General features: G+C 49.5%; 18 protein-coding genes. 10 read left to right on the top strand and 8 right to left on the bottom strand.

Going from position 1 to position 17,185, the window contains the following annotated elements; translation table 11 throughout:
- Positions 1 to 138: 138 nt before the first annotated feature.
- The 5 genes from ACQUQM_RS22960 to ACQUQM_RS22980 form a co-directional block, all read right to left on the bottom strand.
- On the bottom strand, positions 139 to 498 hold the full coding sequence (locus ACQUQM_RS22960) for a rhodanese-like domain-containing protein (protein WP_432472192.1): 360 nt from the start codon (positions 496 to 498) through the stop codon (positions 139 to 141).
- The gene (locus ACQUQM_RS22965; protein WP_432472193.1) at positions 495 to 923 is read right to left on the bottom strand and encodes a DsrE family protein; all 429 of its coding nucleotides are present in this window, start codon (positions 921 to 923) and stop codon (positions 495 to 497) included. The genes ACQUQM_RS22960 and ACQUQM_RS22965 overlap by 4 nt, the downstream gene beginning before the upstream one ends.
- Positions 924 to 1,015: 92 nt before the next feature.
- On the bottom strand, positions 1,016 to 1,627 hold the full coding sequence (locus tag ACQUQM_RS22970; RefSeq protein ID WP_432472194.1) for an OmpA family protein: 612 nt from the start codon (positions 1,625 to 1,627) through the stop codon (positions 1,016 to 1,018).
- A 147-nt stretch (positions 1,628 to 1,774) separates the two neighbouring features.
- The gene (locus ACQUQM_RS22975) at positions 1,775 to 2,074 is read right to left on the bottom strand and encodes a YciI family protein (RefSeq protein WP_432472195.1); all 300 of its coding nucleotides are present in this window, start codon (positions 2,072 to 2,074) and stop codon (positions 1,775 to 1,777) included.
- A gap of 16 nt (positions 2,075 to 2,090) precedes the next feature.
- Positions 2,091 to 2,645: a septation protein A gene (locus tag ACQUQM_RS22980; RefSeq protein WP_432472196.1), complete on the bottom strand. Its 555-nt coding sequence runs from the start codon at positions 2,643 to 2,645 to the stop codon at positions 2,091 to 2,093.
- A 40-nt stretch (positions 2,646 to 2,685) separates the two neighbouring features.
- Between ACQUQM_RS22980 and ACQUQM_RS22985 the strand changes: the two genes are divergently transcribed.
- The 4 genes from ACQUQM_RS22985 (at position 2,686) to rluB (ending at position 5,690) form a co-directional block, all read left to right on the top strand.
- Positions 2,686 to 3,555, top strand: coding sequence for a PHP domain-containing protein (locus ACQUQM_RS22985; RefSeq protein ID WP_432472197.1), 870 nt, complete (start codon positions 2,686 to 2,688; stop codon positions 3,553 to 3,555).
- Between the two features lie 56 nt (positions 3,556 to 3,611).
- On the top strand, positions 3,612 to 4,232 hold the full coding sequence (locus ACQUQM_RS22990) for an L-threonylcarbamoyladenylate synthase (protein WP_432472198.1): 621 nt from the start codon (positions 3,612 to 3,614) through the stop codon (positions 4,230 to 4,232).
- Between the two features lie 101 nt (positions 4,233 to 4,333).
- Entirely contained in the window at positions 4,334 to 4,723 is a 390-nt protein-coding gene (locus tag ACQUQM_RS22995) for an H-NS family nucleoid-associated regulatory protein (RefSeq protein WP_432472199.1), read from the top strand.
- A 124-nt stretch (positions 4,724 to 4,847) separates the two neighbouring features.
- The gene (rluB, locus tag ACQUQM_RS23000; protein ID WP_432472200.1) at positions 4,848 to 5,690 is read left to right on the top strand and encodes a 23S rRNA pseudouridine(2605) synthase RluB; all 843 of its coding nucleotides are present in this window, start codon (positions 4,848 to 4,850) and stop codon (positions 5,688 to 5,690) included.
- Positions 5,691 to 5,746: 56 nt separating this feature from the next.
- On the opposite strand, the gene ACQUQM_RS23005 is transcribed toward rluB, so the two are convergent.
- From ACQUQM_RS23005 to ubiG, 3 genes are read right to left on the bottom strand one after another with little or no spacing between them, the layout of a single operon-like run.
- Positions 5,747 to 6,487: a YciK family oxidoreductase gene (locus ACQUQM_RS23005; protein ID WP_432472201.1), complete on the bottom strand. Its 741-nt coding sequence runs from the start codon at positions 6,485 to 6,487 to the stop codon at positions 5,747 to 5,749.
- 2 nt (positions 6,488 to 6,489) lie between these two features.
- On the bottom strand, positions 6,490 to 7,191 hold the full coding sequence (locus ACQUQM_RS23010) for an HAD family hydrolase (protein WP_432472202.1): 702 nt from the start codon (positions 7,189 to 7,191) through the stop codon (positions 6,490 to 6,492).
- Positions 7,192 to 7,199: 8 nt separating this feature from the next.
- Positions 7,200 to 7,931, bottom strand: a complete 732-nt coding sequence (gene ubiG, locus ACQUQM_RS23015; protein WP_432472203.1) for a bifunctional 2-polyprenyl-6-hydroxyphenol methylase/3-demethylubiquinol 3-O-methyltransferase UbiG — start codon at positions 7,929 to 7,931, stop codon at positions 7,200 to 7,202.
- A 254-nt stretch (positions 7,932 to 8,185) separates the two neighbouring features.
- Between ubiG and gyrA the strand changes: the two genes are divergently transcribed.
- The 6 genes from gyrA (at position 8,186) to cmk (ending at position 17,177) form a co-directional block, all read left to right on the top strand.
- On the top strand, positions 8,186 to 10,843 hold the full coding sequence (gene gyrA, locus ACQUQM_RS23020) for a DNA gyrase subunit A (RefSeq protein WP_432472204.1): 2,658 nt from the start codon (positions 8,186 to 8,188) through the stop codon (positions 10,841 to 10,843).
- 75 nt (positions 10,844 to 10,918) lie between these two features.
- On the top strand, positions 10,919 to 12,001 hold the full coding sequence (gene serC / locus ACQUQM_RS23025) for a 3-phosphoserine/phosphohydroxythreonine transaminase (protein ID WP_432472205.1): 1,083 nt from the start codon (positions 10,919 to 10,921) through the stop codon (positions 11,999 to 12,001).
- 62 nt (positions 12,002 to 12,063) lie between these two features.
- Positions 12,064 to 13,164: a prephenate dehydratase gene (pheA, locus tag ACQUQM_RS23030; RefSeq protein WP_432474871.1), complete on the top strand. Its 1,101-nt coding sequence runs from the start codon at positions 12,064 to 12,066 to the stop codon at positions 13,162 to 13,164.
- 13 nt (positions 13,165 to 13,177) lie between these two features.
- The gene (gene hisC / locus ACQUQM_RS23035) at positions 13,178 to 14,281 is read left to right on the top strand and encodes a histidinol-phosphate transaminase (protein ID WP_432472206.1); all 1,104 of its coding nucleotides are present in this window, start codon (positions 13,178 to 13,180) and stop codon (positions 14,279 to 14,281) included.
- Positions 14,278 to 16,491 carry a bifunctional prephenate dehydrogenase/3-phosphoshikimate 1-carboxyvinyltransferase gene (locus ACQUQM_RS23040; RefSeq protein WP_432472207.1) on the top strand — a complete coding sequence of 738 codons (2,214 nt, stop codon included), beginning with the start codon at positions 14,278 to 14,280 and terminating at the stop codon, positions 16,489 to 16,491. Before hisC ends, ACQUQM_RS23040 begins: the two co-directional genes overlap by 4 nt.
- Entirely contained in the window at positions 16,491 to 17,177 is a 687-nt protein-coding gene (gene cmk / locus ACQUQM_RS23045) for a (d)CMP kinase (RefSeq protein WP_432472208.1), read from the top strand. The genes ACQUQM_RS23040 and cmk overlap by 1 nt, the downstream gene beginning before the upstream one ends.
- Positions 17,178 to 17,185 lie beyond the last annotated feature (8 nt).

The following is a 17,185-nucleotide window of genomic DNA, read 5'->3' on the forward strand; positions in this document are numbered from 1 at the left end:
GCCTTTAGGCGGTTTTTTTGTGGAGCGCTGCAATGGCTTGTAGGGTGGCTTTTTGAATTGTCTGGAAAGAAGGGTTTTTCTAGCGACTAGCAAGTTGCGAAGCAGTGTCTAGCTAGCCGCGGAGCGGCGGTCTAGCAACTATGTCTGTTCCGTTGCTAGCTTAAGCTTCCACCATTTAAGCATTCCGCCTTCCAGTTCTCGGGCATTCAGCCCTGCTTTCAGAAGTTTGCGAACGGCGGGTTTGCTGCGGTGAGCGGAAAGGCAGATACAGATAAAGGGCTTATCTGTCGGTAGCTGAGATATTCTGTCTCTGTTTAGTTTGTACAGTGGGATTGATATCGAACCGGGTATATGGCTTTTTTTGAATTCCGAAAGGCTCCGGACATCGAGAAAGGTGTATTGCTGCGATAGTTCAGCCGCTTGTTTTGTTGGTATAGACGGAACAGTCCCTAGTGGAATCCAGCTAAGCCAGTCTGGCAGGCTTTTGAAAAAAATCATGGGCGGACGTAGATGTAGCCTTTCTGTTGCAGATCGACGATAGCAGGTAGTCCGGCCTGAACCATATCTTCTGCTTCAACTTCATAGAGATCGTCAAGGGTGATGTTGTAACCGTTGAGGGTGTTTCCGCATACCAGAAATTGAACACCGCTCATTCTGAGTGAGTCCAGTTGCATCTGCTTGCCTTCATCTTTTACGGCTTCAATCAGGTACTCGACCGCTTTGCCATGCATCATAACCTTAATATCGACCCGCTCTTCTCCGAGCGCTTCGAGGTGGTTGGCGACGTTGACCAGGGTTTCGCTTATCCGGAATTGCTCATGGTAGTTCACATGATAGAGAACTTTCTGTTCCTGATACTGTTCAGCGGCGATCAGACTCTGGCTGATTAGCAGGGTAAGCAGTGCGGTGAATATTGTCTTCATAGTATTTAACGCAATCTCCAGATATAAAAAAACCGATAACCCAAGTATAAAATACCTGGATTATCGGTTTATATCAGACTTTACTGTTCTACTTATTGTTGTACGTGGACCTGCTTCTTACCGCTGATAGAGACTTCTACACGACGGTTTTCAGCCAGGCAGCTCTTTGTTGATGCGCCAGCATCAGTACAAGCTTTAACCGGGTTTGCTTCACCGTAGGAGTGAGTTACTGTTTTAGCAGTATTGATACCGGAAGCGGCGAGGGCTGCGTCAACAGCTTCTACACGTCGCTGGGACAGGGCGTCGTTATACGCGTTGCTGCCGATACGGTCAGTGTAGCCTTTCAGTTCGATCGAACCCAGCTCTGCCAGAGAGCCAACGTAGTTTACGATAGCGCTGACATCGGTTACCTGGCTGCTGTCGAAATCGAAGTAAACGATATGTTTTTCTTCAGCATCGATCAGAGCCATTTTCATAGCTGGTGCTGGTGCTGGTGCTGGTGCTGGTGCAGCTGCTTCAGCGCCACAAGCTTCTGTTTTATCTTCAGCTTTCCAGAATCCGTGCTGCCAGCATTCGCCATAACCTGTCTTCCAGACTGTTTCGGAACCGTTGGTAGCGTAACCTTCGTTTTCAGGGTGGGCCTGAACCGTTGCAGAAATACCCATTGCCATTGCCAAGGCTGCAGTCAGAGCAATTTTTTTCATCGTATATATCCTTATTCAGAACGTAGTTTCTATCACAGTAGACTATATATACCAGATTAACCTGAACCCAAGCTAAACGAGCAAGGAAATCCGGTATTAAAGTTGGCAATCCCCCCCTTTGGGAATTACTCCATGTAAATCTGTTTCTTATGGTAAAACTTTTTTATAGGGTTTGACTACAACCCGTTGGTATACGCCGGCAGAAATATAAGGATCAAGATCGGCCCAGGCTTGTGCCTGCTCCAGTGAATCAAACTCTGCGACTACCAGGCTTCCGGTAAAGCCTGCCGGGCCCGGGTCTTCGCTATCGATGGCAGGATGGGGGCCGGCAATTAGCAGCTTTCCCTGGTCTCTCAGTGCTTCGAGGCGCGCGAGGTGTTCCGGTCTGGCTGACATGCGTTGTTCCAGTGTGCCGGGTTTGTCTTCGCTGATAATGGCGTAAAACATACTTTAAGTATCCTTATTATTCTGAATTGTTTTCACTGGTTTCAGGCTCTATGTGCTTTGAGATATAGAAGCCTTGCAGCAAAATAAACACAAACGTTAAGCCGAGCATGCCGAATAACTTGAAATTGACCCAGGTCTCTTCGCTCATGGTGAAGGCTACAAAGAGGTTAACGGCACCTAGAATGAGATAGAAAATAACCCATGCATAATTCAGTTTTCGCCATGCACTGGCGGGCATTTCAATAGCGCCCTGCATCAGGCGCTGGATAATGGTTTTGTCACCGATGTACTGGCTGCCCAGGAATGCCACAGCAAACAGCCAGGTGACAACGGTTGGTTTCCATTGAATAAAGGTTTTGTCTTGAAATATTACAGTTGCACCACCGAGTAAAACAACCAGTACCAGCGTTACTATTTGAATCATCTCAATTTTGTGGGTTTTGAACCAGGTGTAGGCCATCTGTAGCAGCGTGGCAGGAATCAGAACCGCTGTCGCCATAATAATATCGTCAGTGCTTTTATACACGATAAAGAAGATAATGACGGGTAGAAAATCTAACAGTAGTTTCATAGCAATGATAATCCAGCATAAATGATGGGAGAATTATAAAGTGAGCCAGAGCAGTTATAAACCCGGAGATGATGCAGATTTGCCTTTTTCTGACCTGCATTGTCACTCGCGGTGTTCCGATGGCGAGCTATCTCCCCGGGATCTTGTCAGGCGAGCTGCAGAGCGAGGGGTTGAATTGCTGGCGATAACGGACCATGACACGGTTGCTGCAATAGGTCCTGCGCAGCAGGAAGCAAGTCTGTTGGGGTTAGAGCTTATCAATGGTACCGAGTTGACGTGTTTCTGGGATACTCGGGTTGTTCATATATTAGGCCTGGGCTTTGACCATCAGCAGCCGCAGTTGCTGGCTTATCTGGAGCGCCTGGTCGGACTGCGTAATCAGCGTGCCGAGATTATAGCTCAGAAGCTGATTAAGAAAGGCTGTCCCGATTTGCTGCAAGCTGCGGTTAGTATTGCTGGTGATGGACAGGTTGGCCGGCCTCATTTTGCCCGGGCTCTGGTCGAGGCGGGTGTAGTTAGTACTGAGAACCAGGCATTTAATCAGTATCTGGGAGCTGGTAAGGCGGGTGATGTTAAAGTCAGTTGGCCTACGATGGCTGAAGCGATCGGGGTAATTAATGATGCCGGCGGTATTGCCGTTTTAGCACATCCGACAAAATATAATCTCAGTTTTACAAAAATCAGAATCCTGGTAGAGCGTTTTGCTCAAGAGGGTGGCGGTGGCATTGAGATTAGTTATCCTGGTGCAGATGCTGGTCATATTATTCAGTTAGATAAACTTGCCCAAAAGCATGGTTTGGTAATATCGGCGGGCAGTGATTTTCATAAAACGGCTTGTCATTGGACCGGGTTGGGTAAATATCCAAAGTATAAAAGTAATTCCCCCCATATTCTGAATTCTTTACTTTAGCTGTAGCCCGGTATTCAGTACACTTCTTTGAAAACTTCTTAAATATAGGTTTATCAGTGAGCCAGCTCTTTCAGATACATCCGGACAATCCTCAGCAAAGGCTAATTAACCAGGCGGTTGAGATCATTAATAAAGGCGGGGTAGTTGTCTATCCTACTGATTGCGCTTACGCGCTGGGCTGTCATCTGGGTGATAAGAAGGCGCTGGAAACGATTAAGCGAATTCGTAAACTGGATGATAAGCACAACTTTACTCTGGTATGTCAGGATCTTTCTGAGATCGGTACTTACGCTAAAGTTAATAATAAGGACTATCGTTTGCTTAAAGCTCATACGCCGGGAGCCTATACGTTTATTTTAAATGCGACTACTGAAGTACCGCGCCGATTGTTACACCCAAAGCGCCGGACTATTGGTTTGCGTATACCTGAAAATAATATTGCCCTGGAGTTAATGCGTGCTCTTGGTGAGCCTATTATGAGTACATCGCTAATTATGCCTGGCGATGAACTGCCTTTAACTGACCCATACGAGATTCGTGATCTATTACAACATGAAGTCGATCTTGTTATCGATGGTGGTTATTGCGGAATGGAAGCTACGTCGGTTATAAATCTGGTCGATGATGCGCCGGTAGTGGTCCGGGAAGCGGCTGGTGATGTTTCTAATTTTATTTAATTGGGGTTGACGAAGGATTGTTTTAAATATTTTCTTGAAAAGTTAATAATATTAACGAATACTTAAGTAAGTTCCCTATTTAAATTTCCTGGTGATTAAAAATGACCGATTTTGTAAAGCTGCTTACTCGTAAGAACTCCCTTAGAAAGCAGTGTCAGTCCCTTTCCTGCGCAGAAATTGAAAAAGCGATTGCTGATCTGAATGAGATCATGGCAGAGAAACAGCAAGAAGAAGAAGCGCTGCAGGTGGTTGAGCGTGAGCGGCTGGCCAAGATCGAGGCGATCAAAAAGAGTATGCAGGATGCCGGTATTGAGCTGGATGACCTGCTGGGCATGATTGATGCGCCGGTTAAGAAAAAGGTTGAGCCAAAATATCAGGTTACCGACGATGCTGGCGAAGTACATAAGTGGTCTGGCCGCGGCCGTACTCCTGCAGTATTTCAGGCCTACTTTGCTAAAGGGTTTAGCAAGGAAGACTGCTTAATTAAATAAGCGTTTTCAGGTAGAATACTTAGAAGCTCCCCGGTTGCGGCTGGGGGGCTTTTTTATTGTGCGCCGCAAGTTGTCTTGTCGGAACACTATTATAGTTATCCATATTTATTAAGAGGAAGCGTCGATGGGTAATGAGAAGCTGCAAAAAGTTTTGGCGCGTTCCGGATTAGGTTCACGTCGTGAGATGGAACGTTGGATTGAGGCTGGCCGTATTTCAGTAAATGGCGAGACTGCAACCCAGGGCGATCGCATCTCAGCCCGGGATGAGGTTCAGGTGGATGGTCGTCCACAAAAGATGATTTTTGATCGTGATAGTGAACGCCGGGTGCTGATCTATAATAAGCCGCTGGGTGAGGTTTCAACCCGTCATGATCCTGAGGGCAGGGCAACGGTTTTTGAACATCTGCCGCCTTTGAAACAAGGGCGCTGGATCGCAGTCGGCCGTCTGGATATTAATACTTCAGGGTTGCTGCTGTTTACTACCGATGGTGAATTGGCAAATAACCTGATGCATCCATCTGCTAACGTTGACCGTGAATACGCTGTGCGGATTCTGGGTAATGTTGATGATGAGATGATTGACCGACTGAAGCAAGGGGTCTTGCTGGAAGATGGTATGGCACGCTTTTCTGACGTGCAGTTCTTCGATGGTGAAGGTGCAAACAAGTGGTATCACGTCGTTGTAATGGAAGGTCGTAACCGTGAAGTTCGTCGCCTGTGGGAGTCTCAGGGGGTGCAGGTTAGTCGGTTGAAGCGGGTGCGCTACGGGCCTTTCTTTATGCCGAGTGAAGTCAAAGCTGGTACCTGGAAAGAGTTGGAGCAGAAAGAGATTAATATGCTCTCCAACATGCTCGGTATGAAGCAGAAGCGAAACAAGCCGCTGAATCCGAAAGAGAAGGTGCAGGCTGAACGCAGAACTAAGCGACAGCGTCCACGTCGTGAAGTTGGTCCCAAGCGGGAACAGTAAGCTTCAGTCATAACAAAACGCAGCCCGGGGCTGCGTTTTTTTGTTGCAGTAGCGGTTTATTGGGCGTTCAGCGACTGGCCGTTAGTGCCTTTACTGTCTGGGCCAAAAAGGAACAGGTAGAGTGGCATGATCTCTTCGGGGGTTGGATTGGTCGCTGGATTTTCACCGGGATAGGCGGTTGCACGCATATTGGTGCGGGTGGCTCCGGGGTTGATGCAGTTTACCCGTACATTGCCGGAATGCTCGAGTTCATCAGCCAGTACCTGCATCATGCCTTCGGTGGCAAATTTTGATACTGAGTAAGCGCCCCAATAAGCCCGGCCCTGGCGTCCCACGCCAGAGGAGGTAAATACTACAGACGCGTCTGTAGATTCCTGTACCAGGGACAATAATGCCTGGGTCATCATAAAGGCCGCGTTGACGTTGATCTGCAAGACCTGTTGCCAGACGGTAGGGTCATAGCTTTCAATCGGTGTGCGCAGGCCGAGTACGCCGGCATTGTGCAGTATGCCATCCAGACGGCCAAACTCCTGTTCCAGGGTTGCAGCCAGGTTATCGTAATCAGTTTCTCCGGCGGTCTCCAGGTTAAAAGGAATAAGTGCGGGTTGTGGATAACCTGCCGCTTCTATCTCGTCATAAACCTGTTCAAGCTTATCTTCGGTACGGCCAAGCAGGATCACTGTTGCGCCATGGGCAGCAAAGCTGATAGCTGCGGTGCGGCCAATGCCGGCACCGGCGCCTGTAACCAGGATGATTCTTTTGTCTAACAGATTGTCTGGTGCTTGGTAGTCAAACATGGTTAATTCCGTTTTCTGTTCGGTTGTCTGTCGCTATAGATTGCTTCTAGCAGGGGGCGTATCTCGCTGGCGTGATCAACCTGGTGGTCACTGTGCCAGTTGTTGATATCTTCATCTTCGTCGATATAGCCATAGCTGACTGCGATCGTTAGCATGCCGGCCCGCTGTCCTGCTTCAATATCCCGTTGATGATCGCCAATGTAGATGCATTGACTGGCATCGACGCCGATTTCCTGGCAGGCAAGGAAGAGTGCTTCCGGATCGGGTTTTTTCTGGCTGACGTGGTCTGGGCAGATGACGCTGCTGGCGGCTGGAGTCAGTTTCAGGCCCTGCATTACCGGAGTGGTATAAAGTTCAGGCTTGTTAGTGACAATTCCCCAGGGAATATCCTGCTCGCCAAACCAGTTAAGTAACTCTGTTATTCCGGGAAAAGGGCGGGTGTCGACGTCGAGATGTTGCAGGTAGATCTCCAGCATTCGCTGGTGTAGCTGATCAAACCCCGTGCTTTGTTCATCGATCTTAAACGCGGCGCTGACCATCGCACGGGCACCGTTGGAGACATAGCGTCGCAGGAATTCATAGCTGACCGCCGGGCGCTGGTGTTCTGCCAGCAGACGGTTAATTACCTGATGAAAATCCGGTGCCGTATCGATCAGAGTACCGTCAAGATCGAATAGCACTGCAGCGGGCCTGGTTGAATTCATAGTTGATGTTATCCGTTAACCGGCTTGTGTGTTGCGATCATGTAGTTAACGTCTACATCTTTTGGATTCAGGCTGTAAACCTTGGTCAATGGATTGTAGGTTAGTCCGGTCATTTCCAGAGAACTGAGGCCGCTTTGGCGAATCCAGTTAGCAAGCTCTGAAGGGCGGATGAATTTCTTAAAATCATGGGTGCCTTTAGGTACCAGCTTAAGCAGATGTTCTGCGCCAACGATTGCCATCATGTAGCTTTTGGGATTTCGGTTCAGGGTTGAGAAAAACACAAAGCCACCGGGTTTAACCAGTTTGCTGCAGGCTTCAACAATTGAGGCTGGATCCGGAACATGTTCCATCATCTCCATACAAGTGACGACATCGAATGATTCAGGTTGCTCGGCAGCCAGTTGCTCTACGGTGATCTGTTGATACTTTACGTTGACGCCAGATTCCAAACCGTGCAGCTTAGCGACTTTCAAAGGGGCTTCGCCCATGTCGATGCCGGATACTTCAGCGCCGCGTTGTGCCATTGCTTCAGATAATATGCCGCCGCCGCAGCCGACATCCAGTACGGTCTTGCCTGCCAGTTCTGCAATACGATCGATAAAATCAACACGTAGCGGATTGATGTCATGCAGTGGCTTAAATTCGCTTTCTCTGTCCCACCAGCGACTGGCAAGCTCTTCAAACTTAGCGATTTCCTGAGGATCTACGTTGGCTTTCTGGTCTTGTGCAGAATCGGTCATGGTGGGTTACCGGACGGTCGTTAACAGCAAAATTTTGCGCCATTCTAACATTGGCGAAGGGGCGAATACAGGGGCAGATCAGGGATTATGCCAGAGATGCTGTACTTGCTCGGGTGGCGGCTGGCAAGGTCTTAATTTTAGGGGAATATTGCGATTTCTTTATGGTATACTCGGGCGGTTCAGGTTGGCCGTAAATCAGACCGGTTCAACCACTTAATTCTCAGCAGTCAGATTCAAGGATAGCCAAAGCTATTATGGGTGATTTAGCCAGAGAGATTCTGCCAGTTAACATCGAAGATGAACTGAAGCAGTCATATCTCGATTACGCAATGAGCGTAATCGTCGGACGTGCGTTACCAGATGTACGTGATGGTCTTAAACCAGTGCACCGTCGTGTTCTGTTCGCGATGAGCGAGCTGGGAAATGACTGGAATAAAGCGTATAAAAAATCAGCCCGTGTGGTTGGTGACGTAATCGGTAAATATCACCCTCATGGTGATAGTGCTGTATACGATACTATCGTACGTATGGCGCAGCCGTTTTCGATGCGTTATATGCTGGTCGATGGTCAGGGGAACTTCGGTTCAGTTGATGGAGACTCGGCAGCAGCGATGCGTTATACCGAGATCCGGATGGCCAAGATATCTCACGAGATTCTGGCTGACCTGGATAAAGAAACTGTAGATTTTGTACCGAACTATGACGGTACAGAGCATATCCCTGAAGTGATGCCGACCCGGGTGCCGGCGTTGCTGGTCAATGGTTCTGCCGGTATCGCTGTTGGTATGGCTACCAATATTCCACCGCATAGTCTGAGTGAAATTGTACGTGGTTGTATTGCGCTGATCGATAATCCAGAGCTGACTATCGAAGATCTGATGGAATTTATCCCAGGTCCTGATTTTCCAACGGGCGCTATTATTAATGGCCGTGCAGGTATTCTGCAGGCGTACCAGACCGGCCGTGGCCGGATCTATATCCGCGCTAAGCATCATATAGAAACTAATGACAAAAACGGTAAAGAGTCGATTATCTTTACCGAGATTCCATACCAGGTAAACAAAGCCCGTTTGATCGAAAAGATCGCCGAGCTGGTGAAAGAGAAGAAGCTGGAAGGTATCACTGAGCTGCGTGATGAATCCGATAAGGATGGCATGCGGATCGTGATCGAACTGCGTCGTGGCGAAGTATCTGAGGTTATCGTTAATAACCTGTTTATTCAGACGCAGCTGCAAAACGTATTCGGTATCAATATGGTGGCGCTGGTTGATGGTCAGCCGCGTACCCTTGATCTGAAATCGATACTTGAGTGTTTTGTTCGCCATCGCCGTGAGGTAGTGACCCGTCGAACCGTTTATGAGCTGCGTAAAGCGCGGGAACGGGGGCATATCCTTGAGGGGTTGGCAATTGCCCTGGCTAATATCGATCCGATTATTGAGCTGATTAAGAACTCACCAACGCCGGCTGAAGCTAAAGAACGATTGCTTGCCACGCCTTGGCAGCCGGGTAATGTCACCGATATGCTGGCCCGGGCAGGTGAAAACGCCTGTCGTCCGGAAGATCTGGCGCCTCAGTTCGGTATGCATGACGGTGCTTATAACCTTTCACCAGCACAGGCTCAAGCTATTCTGGAACTGCGCTTACACCGTCTGACCGGTTTGGAACACGATAAACTGATCGCTGAATACCGCGATCTGCTGGAAAAGATTGCTGAGCTACTAGAGATTCTGAACAGTTCTGTTCGTCTGATGGAAGTGATCCGCGAAGAACTGGAAGCGATTGTTGAAGAATATGGCGATGAGCGTCGTACAGATATCATCGCGTCCCAGCAGGACTTTACGGTCGCAGACCTGATTGCCGAAGAGGATATGGTGGTTACCATCTCCCACGGTGGTTACGCCAAGACTCAGCCGCTGACCATGTATCAGGCGCAACGTCGGGGTGGTAAGGGTAAATCGGCGACGGCTGTTAAAGATGAAGACTTCGTTGAAAAGCTGTTGATTGCCAGTACCCACGATACCATTCTTTGCTTTACCAACTTCGGTAAAGTGTATTGGCTGAAAGTGTATGAAATTCCGCAAGCCAGCCGTACTGCCCGTGGTCGACCTATCATCAATATCCTGCCGCTGCAGGAAGGTGAACGCATCACCACTATTCTTCCGGTTAATGAATACGCTGAAGATCACTATGTGTTCATGGCAACCTCTGCCGGTACGGTTAAGAAAACACCATTGACCAACTTCTCCCGTCCACGCTCTACCGGCCTGATTGCGCTGGCTCTGGATGAGGGTGATACCCTGATTGGCGCGGCGATTACCGACGGTACTGCTGAAGTGATGCTGGTCTCTAACCGTGGCAAGTCTATCCGCTTCCCGGAAGGTGATGTGCGTGCGATGGGCCGAACAGCCCGTGGTGTGCGTGGTATTAAGCTGCTGGAAGATGCTGAGGTGATTTCGCTTATTATCCCTCAGGAAGGTGGCCGGGTGCTGACAACCAGTGTTAATGGTTACGGTAAACAGACCGCGGTCTCTGACTTCCCGACCTACGGTCGTGGTGGTCAGGGTGTCATTGCTATGCAGTGTACTGAGCGTAACGGTGATCTGGTCGGCGCTGTACAGATGTTTGAAGGCGATGATGTGATGCTGATCAGCGATCAGGGTACATTGGTGCGTACCCGCAGTGACGAGATCTCCGTGCTGGGTCGAAATACCCAGGGTGTTACCCTTATCCGGGTTGCTGATGATGAAAATCTGGTCGGTGTGGCGCGAATCGAAGAGCCTGAAGAGTCCGATGAAGATATCTCAGAAGGTGCCGAGGTAGTTGAGGGTGAAGCTTCAGTCGATGTTGCAGTTGACGCCTCAGTCGATAATCCTGCGGATACTGGAGCAGAAGTCGATAGCAGCGAAGATTAACTGATATTGCAAAGGAAAATGTGCGGCCAAGGCCGCACATTTTTGTCTTATAGTCTTTAAATGATCTAAACCAATATGACGCGTAATTATAATTTCAGCGCTGGTCCTTCAGCGTTACCGGAAGCGGTTTTAAAACAGTCACAACAAGAGATGCTGGATTGGCATGGCTTTGGTCTTTCTATCATGGAAATGAGCCATCGTAGTAAAGAGTTTGTCTCTGTTGCTGAACAGGCTGAACAGGATCTGCGGGATCTGATGCAGATTCCTGATAATTATAAAGTTCTGTTTATGCAGGGCGGCGCCAGTAGTCAGTTCAGTATGATCCCGATGAACTTGTTGCGCGGCAAAACGACTGCGGATTATATCAATACCGGTGATTGGTCAAAGAAGGCAATTAAGGAAGCATCCCGTTATTGCGATGTGAATGTAATTGCTACAACTGAAGACAATAACTTTACTTCGGCTCCGTCCCAGGCAGAGCTGAAGCTAAATCCTGATGCGGCCTATGTGCATTACACGCCGAACGAAACTATCCGCGGTGTCGAGTTCGATTACATTCCTGATACCGGTGATGTACCGCTGGTAGCAGATATGTCATCTAATATTCTGTCCCGCCCTATCGATGTCAGTCGTTTCGCGATGATCTATGCTGGCGCACAGAAAAATATCGGTCCTGCCGGGTTGACTGTCGTTATTATTCGCGATGACCTGCTGGGTGATGTGCTGCCTGCAACGCCAGCTTTATATAATTATAAAGTGACCGCCGATGCCGGTTCTATGCTCAATACACCACCGACCTTTGGTTGGTATCTTGCTGGCCTGGTTTTTCAATGGCTTAAAGATCAGGGCGGTGTGTCGGCAATAGCTGAGATCAATCAGCGTAAAGCTGAGAAGCTCTATAGTGCGATAGATAACAATCCGTTTTACTCAAATCCGGTTGCTTTGAATTCCCGTTCCTGGATGAACGTGCCTTTTATTCTGGCCGATCAGTCGCTGGATAAAGTGTTTCTGGCTGAAGCAGAAGAGAAAGGGCTGCTGAACTTGCCGGGCCATCGTTCGGTAGGAGGTATGCGCGCCAGTATCTATAACGCAGTACCGGAGCAGGGAGTCGAAACCCTGATTGACTTTATGCAGGACTTCGCTGAGCGCCACGGCTGAGCCTGGCCGACAAGCAGAATAAGTTATCCTAGCCAGATAGTTAAGAGAGTTAAGTTATGACCGTGAGTAATCAGGAAAAAGAACTTAAGATTCTGCGCGATCAGATCGATTCGATCGATCGCCAGATTCATACCCTGTTGAATGATCGTGCCCGTTGTGCCCAGAATGTTGCTGAAGTAAAGCAGAAGTATCAGGGTGAGACTGATGCCGTGTTTTATCGTCCGGAAAGAGAGGCGCAGGTACTTCGGCGGGTGATGGATCGTAATGAAGGTCCGCTGGCGGATAAAGAAGTTGCGCGTTTATTCCGTGAGGTTATGTCGGTTTGCCTGGCGCTTGAAAAACCGATGCATGTGGCGTTTCTTGGCCCTGAAGGTACATTTACCCAGCAGGCAGTGAACAAGCATTTCGGTCACTCAGCGCGTTGCGTGCCATTCAGCTCTACCGATGAAGTTTTCCGTGAAGTTGAATCGGGCGGTGCGCATTACGGTGTAGTGCCGATCGAAAATTCTACCGAGGGTATGGTTAATCATACCCTGGATCTGTTTAAACGGTTCAATCTGCAAATCTGTGGCGAAGTTGAGTTACGTATTCATCATCACCTGTTGCGTGCGGGTGAAGGCGGGTTGGCCGGTATAACCAGGATATACTCTCATCAGCAGTCGCTGGCGCAGTGTCGTAGCTGGCTCGATAGTAACTTTCCTTCGGTGGAGCGAATTGCGGTCAGCAGCAATGCGGAAGCTGCGCGATTGGCTGCTGAAGAGGGGGGTCATGTGGCGGCAATCGCCAGTGATATGGCTGCGGACCTGTATGAGCTGAACATCGTTACACGAAATATTGAAGACCGCTCTGATAATGCGACCCGATTCCTGATTATTGGTGATCAGGAAGTTGGCAAGAGCGGGCAGGATAAAACCTCGATTCTGATATCGGTGAGGGATAAGGCTGGTGCGCTGTATGAGCTGCTGGAGCATTTCCATAAGCATAAGATCAGCCTGACCCGAATAGAAACCCGTCCAGTGGCTAGTGGTGGCTGGAGTTTCATGTTCTATATCGATTTTGTCGGGCATTTCAGTGATGTAAATGTGCAGCAGGTGTTGCAGGAATTGGAATCAGAGTCGGTTGAGTTGAAACTGCTTGGTTCTTACCCGGTCGCAGTGATTTAAAGGGGCAGATAAGATGGCATGTGATTTTTTCGAACTGGCAACACCCGGTGTGCAGGGGCTGCATCCATACCTGCCTGGTAAGCCTGTCGAAGAGCTTGAGCGTGAGTTGGGCATCAGTAACAGTATAAAGCTGGCCAGTAATGAAAACCCATTGGGGCCCAGTGAGCTGGCTATGGCTGCGGTTCGGGATTCCTTGTCAGAAAGTTGTCGTTACCCCGATGCGAATGGTTTCAAGCTTAAGCAAGCGCTGGTCGCGCGCTACGGGCTGGAAGAAAAATGTATTACTTTGGGTAATGGCTCCAATGATGTGCTGGAACTGATCGGCCGTGCTTTTTTACAGCAGGGCGATGAAGTCATCTATTCGCAGCATGCATTTGTTGTCTATATGTTGGTGGCTCAGGCGACCGGTGCTAAGGCTGTGGTGACGCAGGCAAAGGACTGGGGGCATGATCTCGATGCGATGACTAAGGCAATTACTACTAAGACCCGCGTCATTTTTATTGCTAACCCGAACAATCCAACGGGTACCTGGTTATCGCAAGCTGAACTCGAAGGGTTCATGGCCCAGGTTCCGGAAAATGTCATAGTTGTTCTGGATGAGGCTTATACCGAATATGTTGCTGAGCCGGAGTTTGCTAATGGATTTGTGCTGCAGCGACAGTTTAAAAATCTGATCGTTACCCGTACTTTTTCAAAAGCGTTTGGTCTGGCTGCATTGCGGGTTGGCTATGCGGCAGCTGATGTGGTTATTACCGACCTGCTAAATCGGGTACGGCAGCCATTCAATGTCAATGTGCCTGCGCTTGAGGCTGCGACAGCGGTGCTGCAGGATGATGCTTATCTGGCGCGCAGTGTGGAAATGAACCGCGCAGGTATGGCGCAGCTTGAGCAGGGGTTTGCACAGATGGGGCTGAGCTGGATTCCCTCTGTCGGTAATTTTATTACTGTCGATTGTGGCGGGGAGTCTATACCGGTCTACGAAGCTCTGCTGCGTGAAGGGGTAATCGTGCGCCCGGTAGCTAATTACAGTATGCCGAATCACCTGCGGGTTACAGTTGGGTTGGAATCAGAAAATAGTCGCTGTCTGGATGCATTCAATAAGGTGATTAACGGGTGAGCAAACTAACCAAGCGAATTCTGATTGTTGGTCTGGGATTGATTGGTGGATCGCTGGCAAAAGCCTTACGTAGCCGTACTATATGCCAAACCGTTATCGGTTATGATCGGGATCAGGCAGAGCTGGATACAGGTTTACGCCTGGGGGTAATCGACGAGGCTGCAACTGATCTGATGGGGGCGGTGGAAAACGCGGATGTTGTCGTGCTGGCTGTGCCGGTTAAGGCGATGGAGACAGTGCTTGCTGAAATGCTACCGGCGTTGCGCAGTGAAACTATTATTACCGATGTTGGTAGTGTTAAAGGTAATGTTGTTCGGGCTGCTGAGCAATTGTTTGGTGCGGTACCGGAAAACTTTATACCGGGGCACCCTATTGCCGGATCAGAAAAAAGTGGCGTGGCGGCGGCCGATGAAACACTGTTTGAACATCACAAAGTTATCATTACGCCATTGCCTGAGAGTAATCCTGCCGCGGTGACACTTATCGCCAGATTGTGGCAGGCAGTGGGTGCAGAGGTTCTGCAGATGGATGTGGAGCGTCATGATGAGGTGTTGGCCGCTACCAGTCATTTGCCCCATCTGTTGGCCTTTTCACTGGTTGATACACTGGCGCAGGAGCAGGATCGAACCGATATATTTCGTTACGCTGCCGGTGGTTTCCGTGACTTTACCCGGATTGCGGCCAGTGATCCAACGATGTGGCACGATGTGGGGTTAGCCAATAAATCGGCGATCCTGCAGAAGATCGATGAATTTACCGAAGGTTTAGCGCAGCTCAGAGATGCGATTGAAACCGAAGATGGGCGCACTATGCTGGGTATTTTTACCCGGGCAAAAGCGGCTCGTGAACATTTTTCTAAAATTTTATCAGGCTCAGCCTACTCGCAAGTTATGAATATAAAAGAAACTACATTTCACGTTCAGCCTGGTGGCCAGGCAAATGGAACGATCCGGGTTCCGGGCGACAAGTCAATTTCGCACCGGTCTATTATGCTGGGTTCACTGGCTAGCGGTGTTACCGAGGTCAGTGGCTTTTTGGAAGGCGAAGATAGCCTTGCAACACTGCAGGCGTTCAGAGATATGGGCGTTGTGATCGAAGGTCCGCACCAGGGCGAAGTAAAAATCTATGGTGTTGGCGTCGATGGTTTACAGCAAGCGCCAGGGCCGCTGTACGTAGGTAACTCCGGAACCACCATCCGCCTGCTGTCAGGTTTGTTGGCAGGGCAGAAGTTTGATTCTGAGCTGAGCGGTGATGCTTCCCTTAGTAAGCGTCCGATGGAGCGTGTTGCCAAGCCATTGCGTCTGATGGGTGCAGTTGTTGATACCGGAGAGAATGGTTGTCCACCGGTAAAGATCAAAGGTGGGCAGGCACTGAAGGGCATGCACTACGATATGCCTATCGCCAGTGCTCAGGTCAAGTCCTGCGTGATGCTGGCGGGGCTTTATGCTGAGGGAGAAACCTCGGTGACTGAGCCTGCGCCAACCCGGGATCATACGGAACGGATGTTACGTGGTTTTGGGTATCAGGTTGAGAAACAGGACAATAAGGTGACCTTGAGCGGTGGTGGATCGCTTCAGGCTGGAAAAATTGATGTGCCCGCTGATATTTCCTCGGCGACATTCTTTATGGTTGCCGCAGCAATTACGCCTGGCTCAGATATCACCCTTGAGCATGTCGGTATTAACCCGACCCGTATCGGGGTGGTTAATATTCTGAAGCTGATGGGCACAAATATTGAGTTGCTGAATGAGCGCGAAGTTGGAGGTGAGCCGGTCGCTGATATTCGGGTGCGTTATGCTCCTCTGAAAGGGATTAACATTCCTGAAGATCAGGTTCCTCTAGCGATTGATGAGTTTCCGGCGCTCTTCATTGCTGCCGTTTGTGCTGAAGGTGAAACGGTTCTTACCGGTGCTGAAGAGCTGCGGGTTAAAGAGAGTGACCGGATTCAGGCGATGGTTGATGGTCTGAAGATTCTTGGTGCCGATATTGAGGGTACCCCGGATGGTGCGATCATTCGCGGTAGTGAGATGGGCGGTGGTGTGATCGAAAGTCATGATGACCACCGTATCGCAATGTCCTTCACTATTGCCGGTTTGCGCGCTAAAGGCGAGATTGAAATACGAGAGTGCGCAAACGTCTCTACTTCGTTCCCGAATTTTGTTGAGCTGGCGCAGCAGGTTGGCATCAATGTTCGCAAGGAGGAGCTGTAATGGTAGCGCAGTACCCGGTTATCACGGTTGATGGGCCTAGCGGTTCGGGTAAAGGGACAATATGTAGTTTGCTGGCCGGAGAGCTTGGCTGGAACCTGCTTGATAGTGGTGCCTTATATCGTTTGGTTGGTCTGGCTGCGCGACATCACGGTGTGGCACTTGATGATGTTGATGCGCTGGTAGTATTGGCTGCACACCTTGATGTGCAGTTTGTAGCACAGGATGGTCAGGCTGAAGCATCTATCATCCTGGAAGGTGAAGAAGTGACTAATAGTATCCGTACCGAAGAGTGCGGTGCCGATGCTTCGGTGATTGCTGCACTTGGTCCGGTACGGGAAGCCCTGCTGGAACGACAAAGGGCGTTTGTATCTGAGCCCGGATTGATTGCCGATGGTCGGGATATGGGGACGGTTGTGTTTCCGGATGCACCATTAAAAATCTATCTGACGGCTAGTTCTGAAGAGCGCGCAAACCGTAGGTATAACCAGTTGATAAATAAGGGGCTGGGTGCTAGTCTTCAGACAATATTAGAGGATATACAGGCCCGGGATGCGCGGGATATGAATCGTGCAGTAGCGCCCCTCAAGCCGGCAAAGGATGCCATTAGTCTCGATACTACTAAGCTTAGTATCGAGGAAGTCTTGGCATCAGTTCTGGATTACGCGAGGCATAAGGGTCTGCGTTAACGGCAACT

Source organism: Amphritea sp. HPY (assembly GCF_050870985.1).
In the GTDB taxonomy this organism is placed as follows: Bacteria; Pseudomonadota; Gammaproteobacteria; order Pseudomonadales; family Balneatricaceae; genus Amphritea.

Bases quoted from the DNA above. Each gene is read 5' to 3' on its own strand.
- ACQUQM_RS22960 (WP_432472192.1), bottom strand. From the start codon at position 498: ATGATTTTTTTCAAAAGCCTGCCAGACTGGCTTAGCTGGATTCCACTA.
- ACQUQM_RS22965 (WP_432472193.1), bottom strand. From the start codon at position 923: ATGAAGACAATATTCACCGCACTGCTTACCCTGCTAATCAGCCAGAGT.
- ACQUQM_RS22970 (WP_432472194.1), bottom strand. From the start codon at position 1,627: ATGAAAAAAATTGCTCTGACTGCAGCCTTGGCAATGGCAATGGGTATT.
- ACQUQM_RS22975 (WP_432472195.1), bottom strand. From the start codon at position 2,074: ATGTTTTACGCCATTATCAGCGAAGACAAACCCGGCACACTGGAACAA.
- ACQUQM_RS22980 (WP_432472196.1), bottom strand. From the start codon at position 2,645: ATGAAACTACTGTTAGATTTTCTACCCGTCATTATCTTCTTTATCGTG.
- ACQUQM_RS22995 (WP_432472199.1), top strand. From the start codon at position 4,334: ATGACCGATTTTGTAAAGCTGCTTACTCGTAAGAACTCCCTTAGAAAG.
- rluB (WP_432472200.1), top strand. From the start codon at position 4,848: ATGGGTAATGAGAAGCTGCAAAAAGTTTTGGCGCGTTCCGGATTAGGT.
- ACQUQM_RS23005 (WP_432472201.1), bottom strand. From the start codon at position 6,487: ATGTTTGACTACCAAGCACCAGACAATCTGTTAGACAAAAGAATCATC.
- ACQUQM_RS23010 (WP_432472202.1), bottom strand. From the start codon at position 7,191: ATGAATTCAACCAGGCCCGCTGCAGTGCTATTCGATCTTGACGGTACT.
- ubiG (WP_432472203.1), bottom strand. From the start codon at position 7,931: ATGACCGATTCTGCACAAGACCAGAAAGCCAACGTAGATCCTCAGGAA.
- gyrA (WP_432472204.1), top strand. From the start codon at position 8,186: ATGGGTGATTTAGCCAGAGAGATTCTGCCAGTTAACATCGAAGATGAA.
- serC (WP_432472205.1), top strand. From the start codon at position 10,919: ATGACGCGTAATTATAATTTCAGCGCTGGTCCTTCAGCGTTACCGGAA.
- hisC (WP_432472206.1), top strand. From the start codon at position 13,178: ATGGCATGTGATTTTTTCGAACTGGCAACACCCGGTGTGCAGGGGCTG.
- cmk (WP_432472208.1), top strand. From the start codon at position 16,491: ATGGTAGCGCAGTACCCGGTTATCACGGTTGATGGGCCTAGCGGTTCG.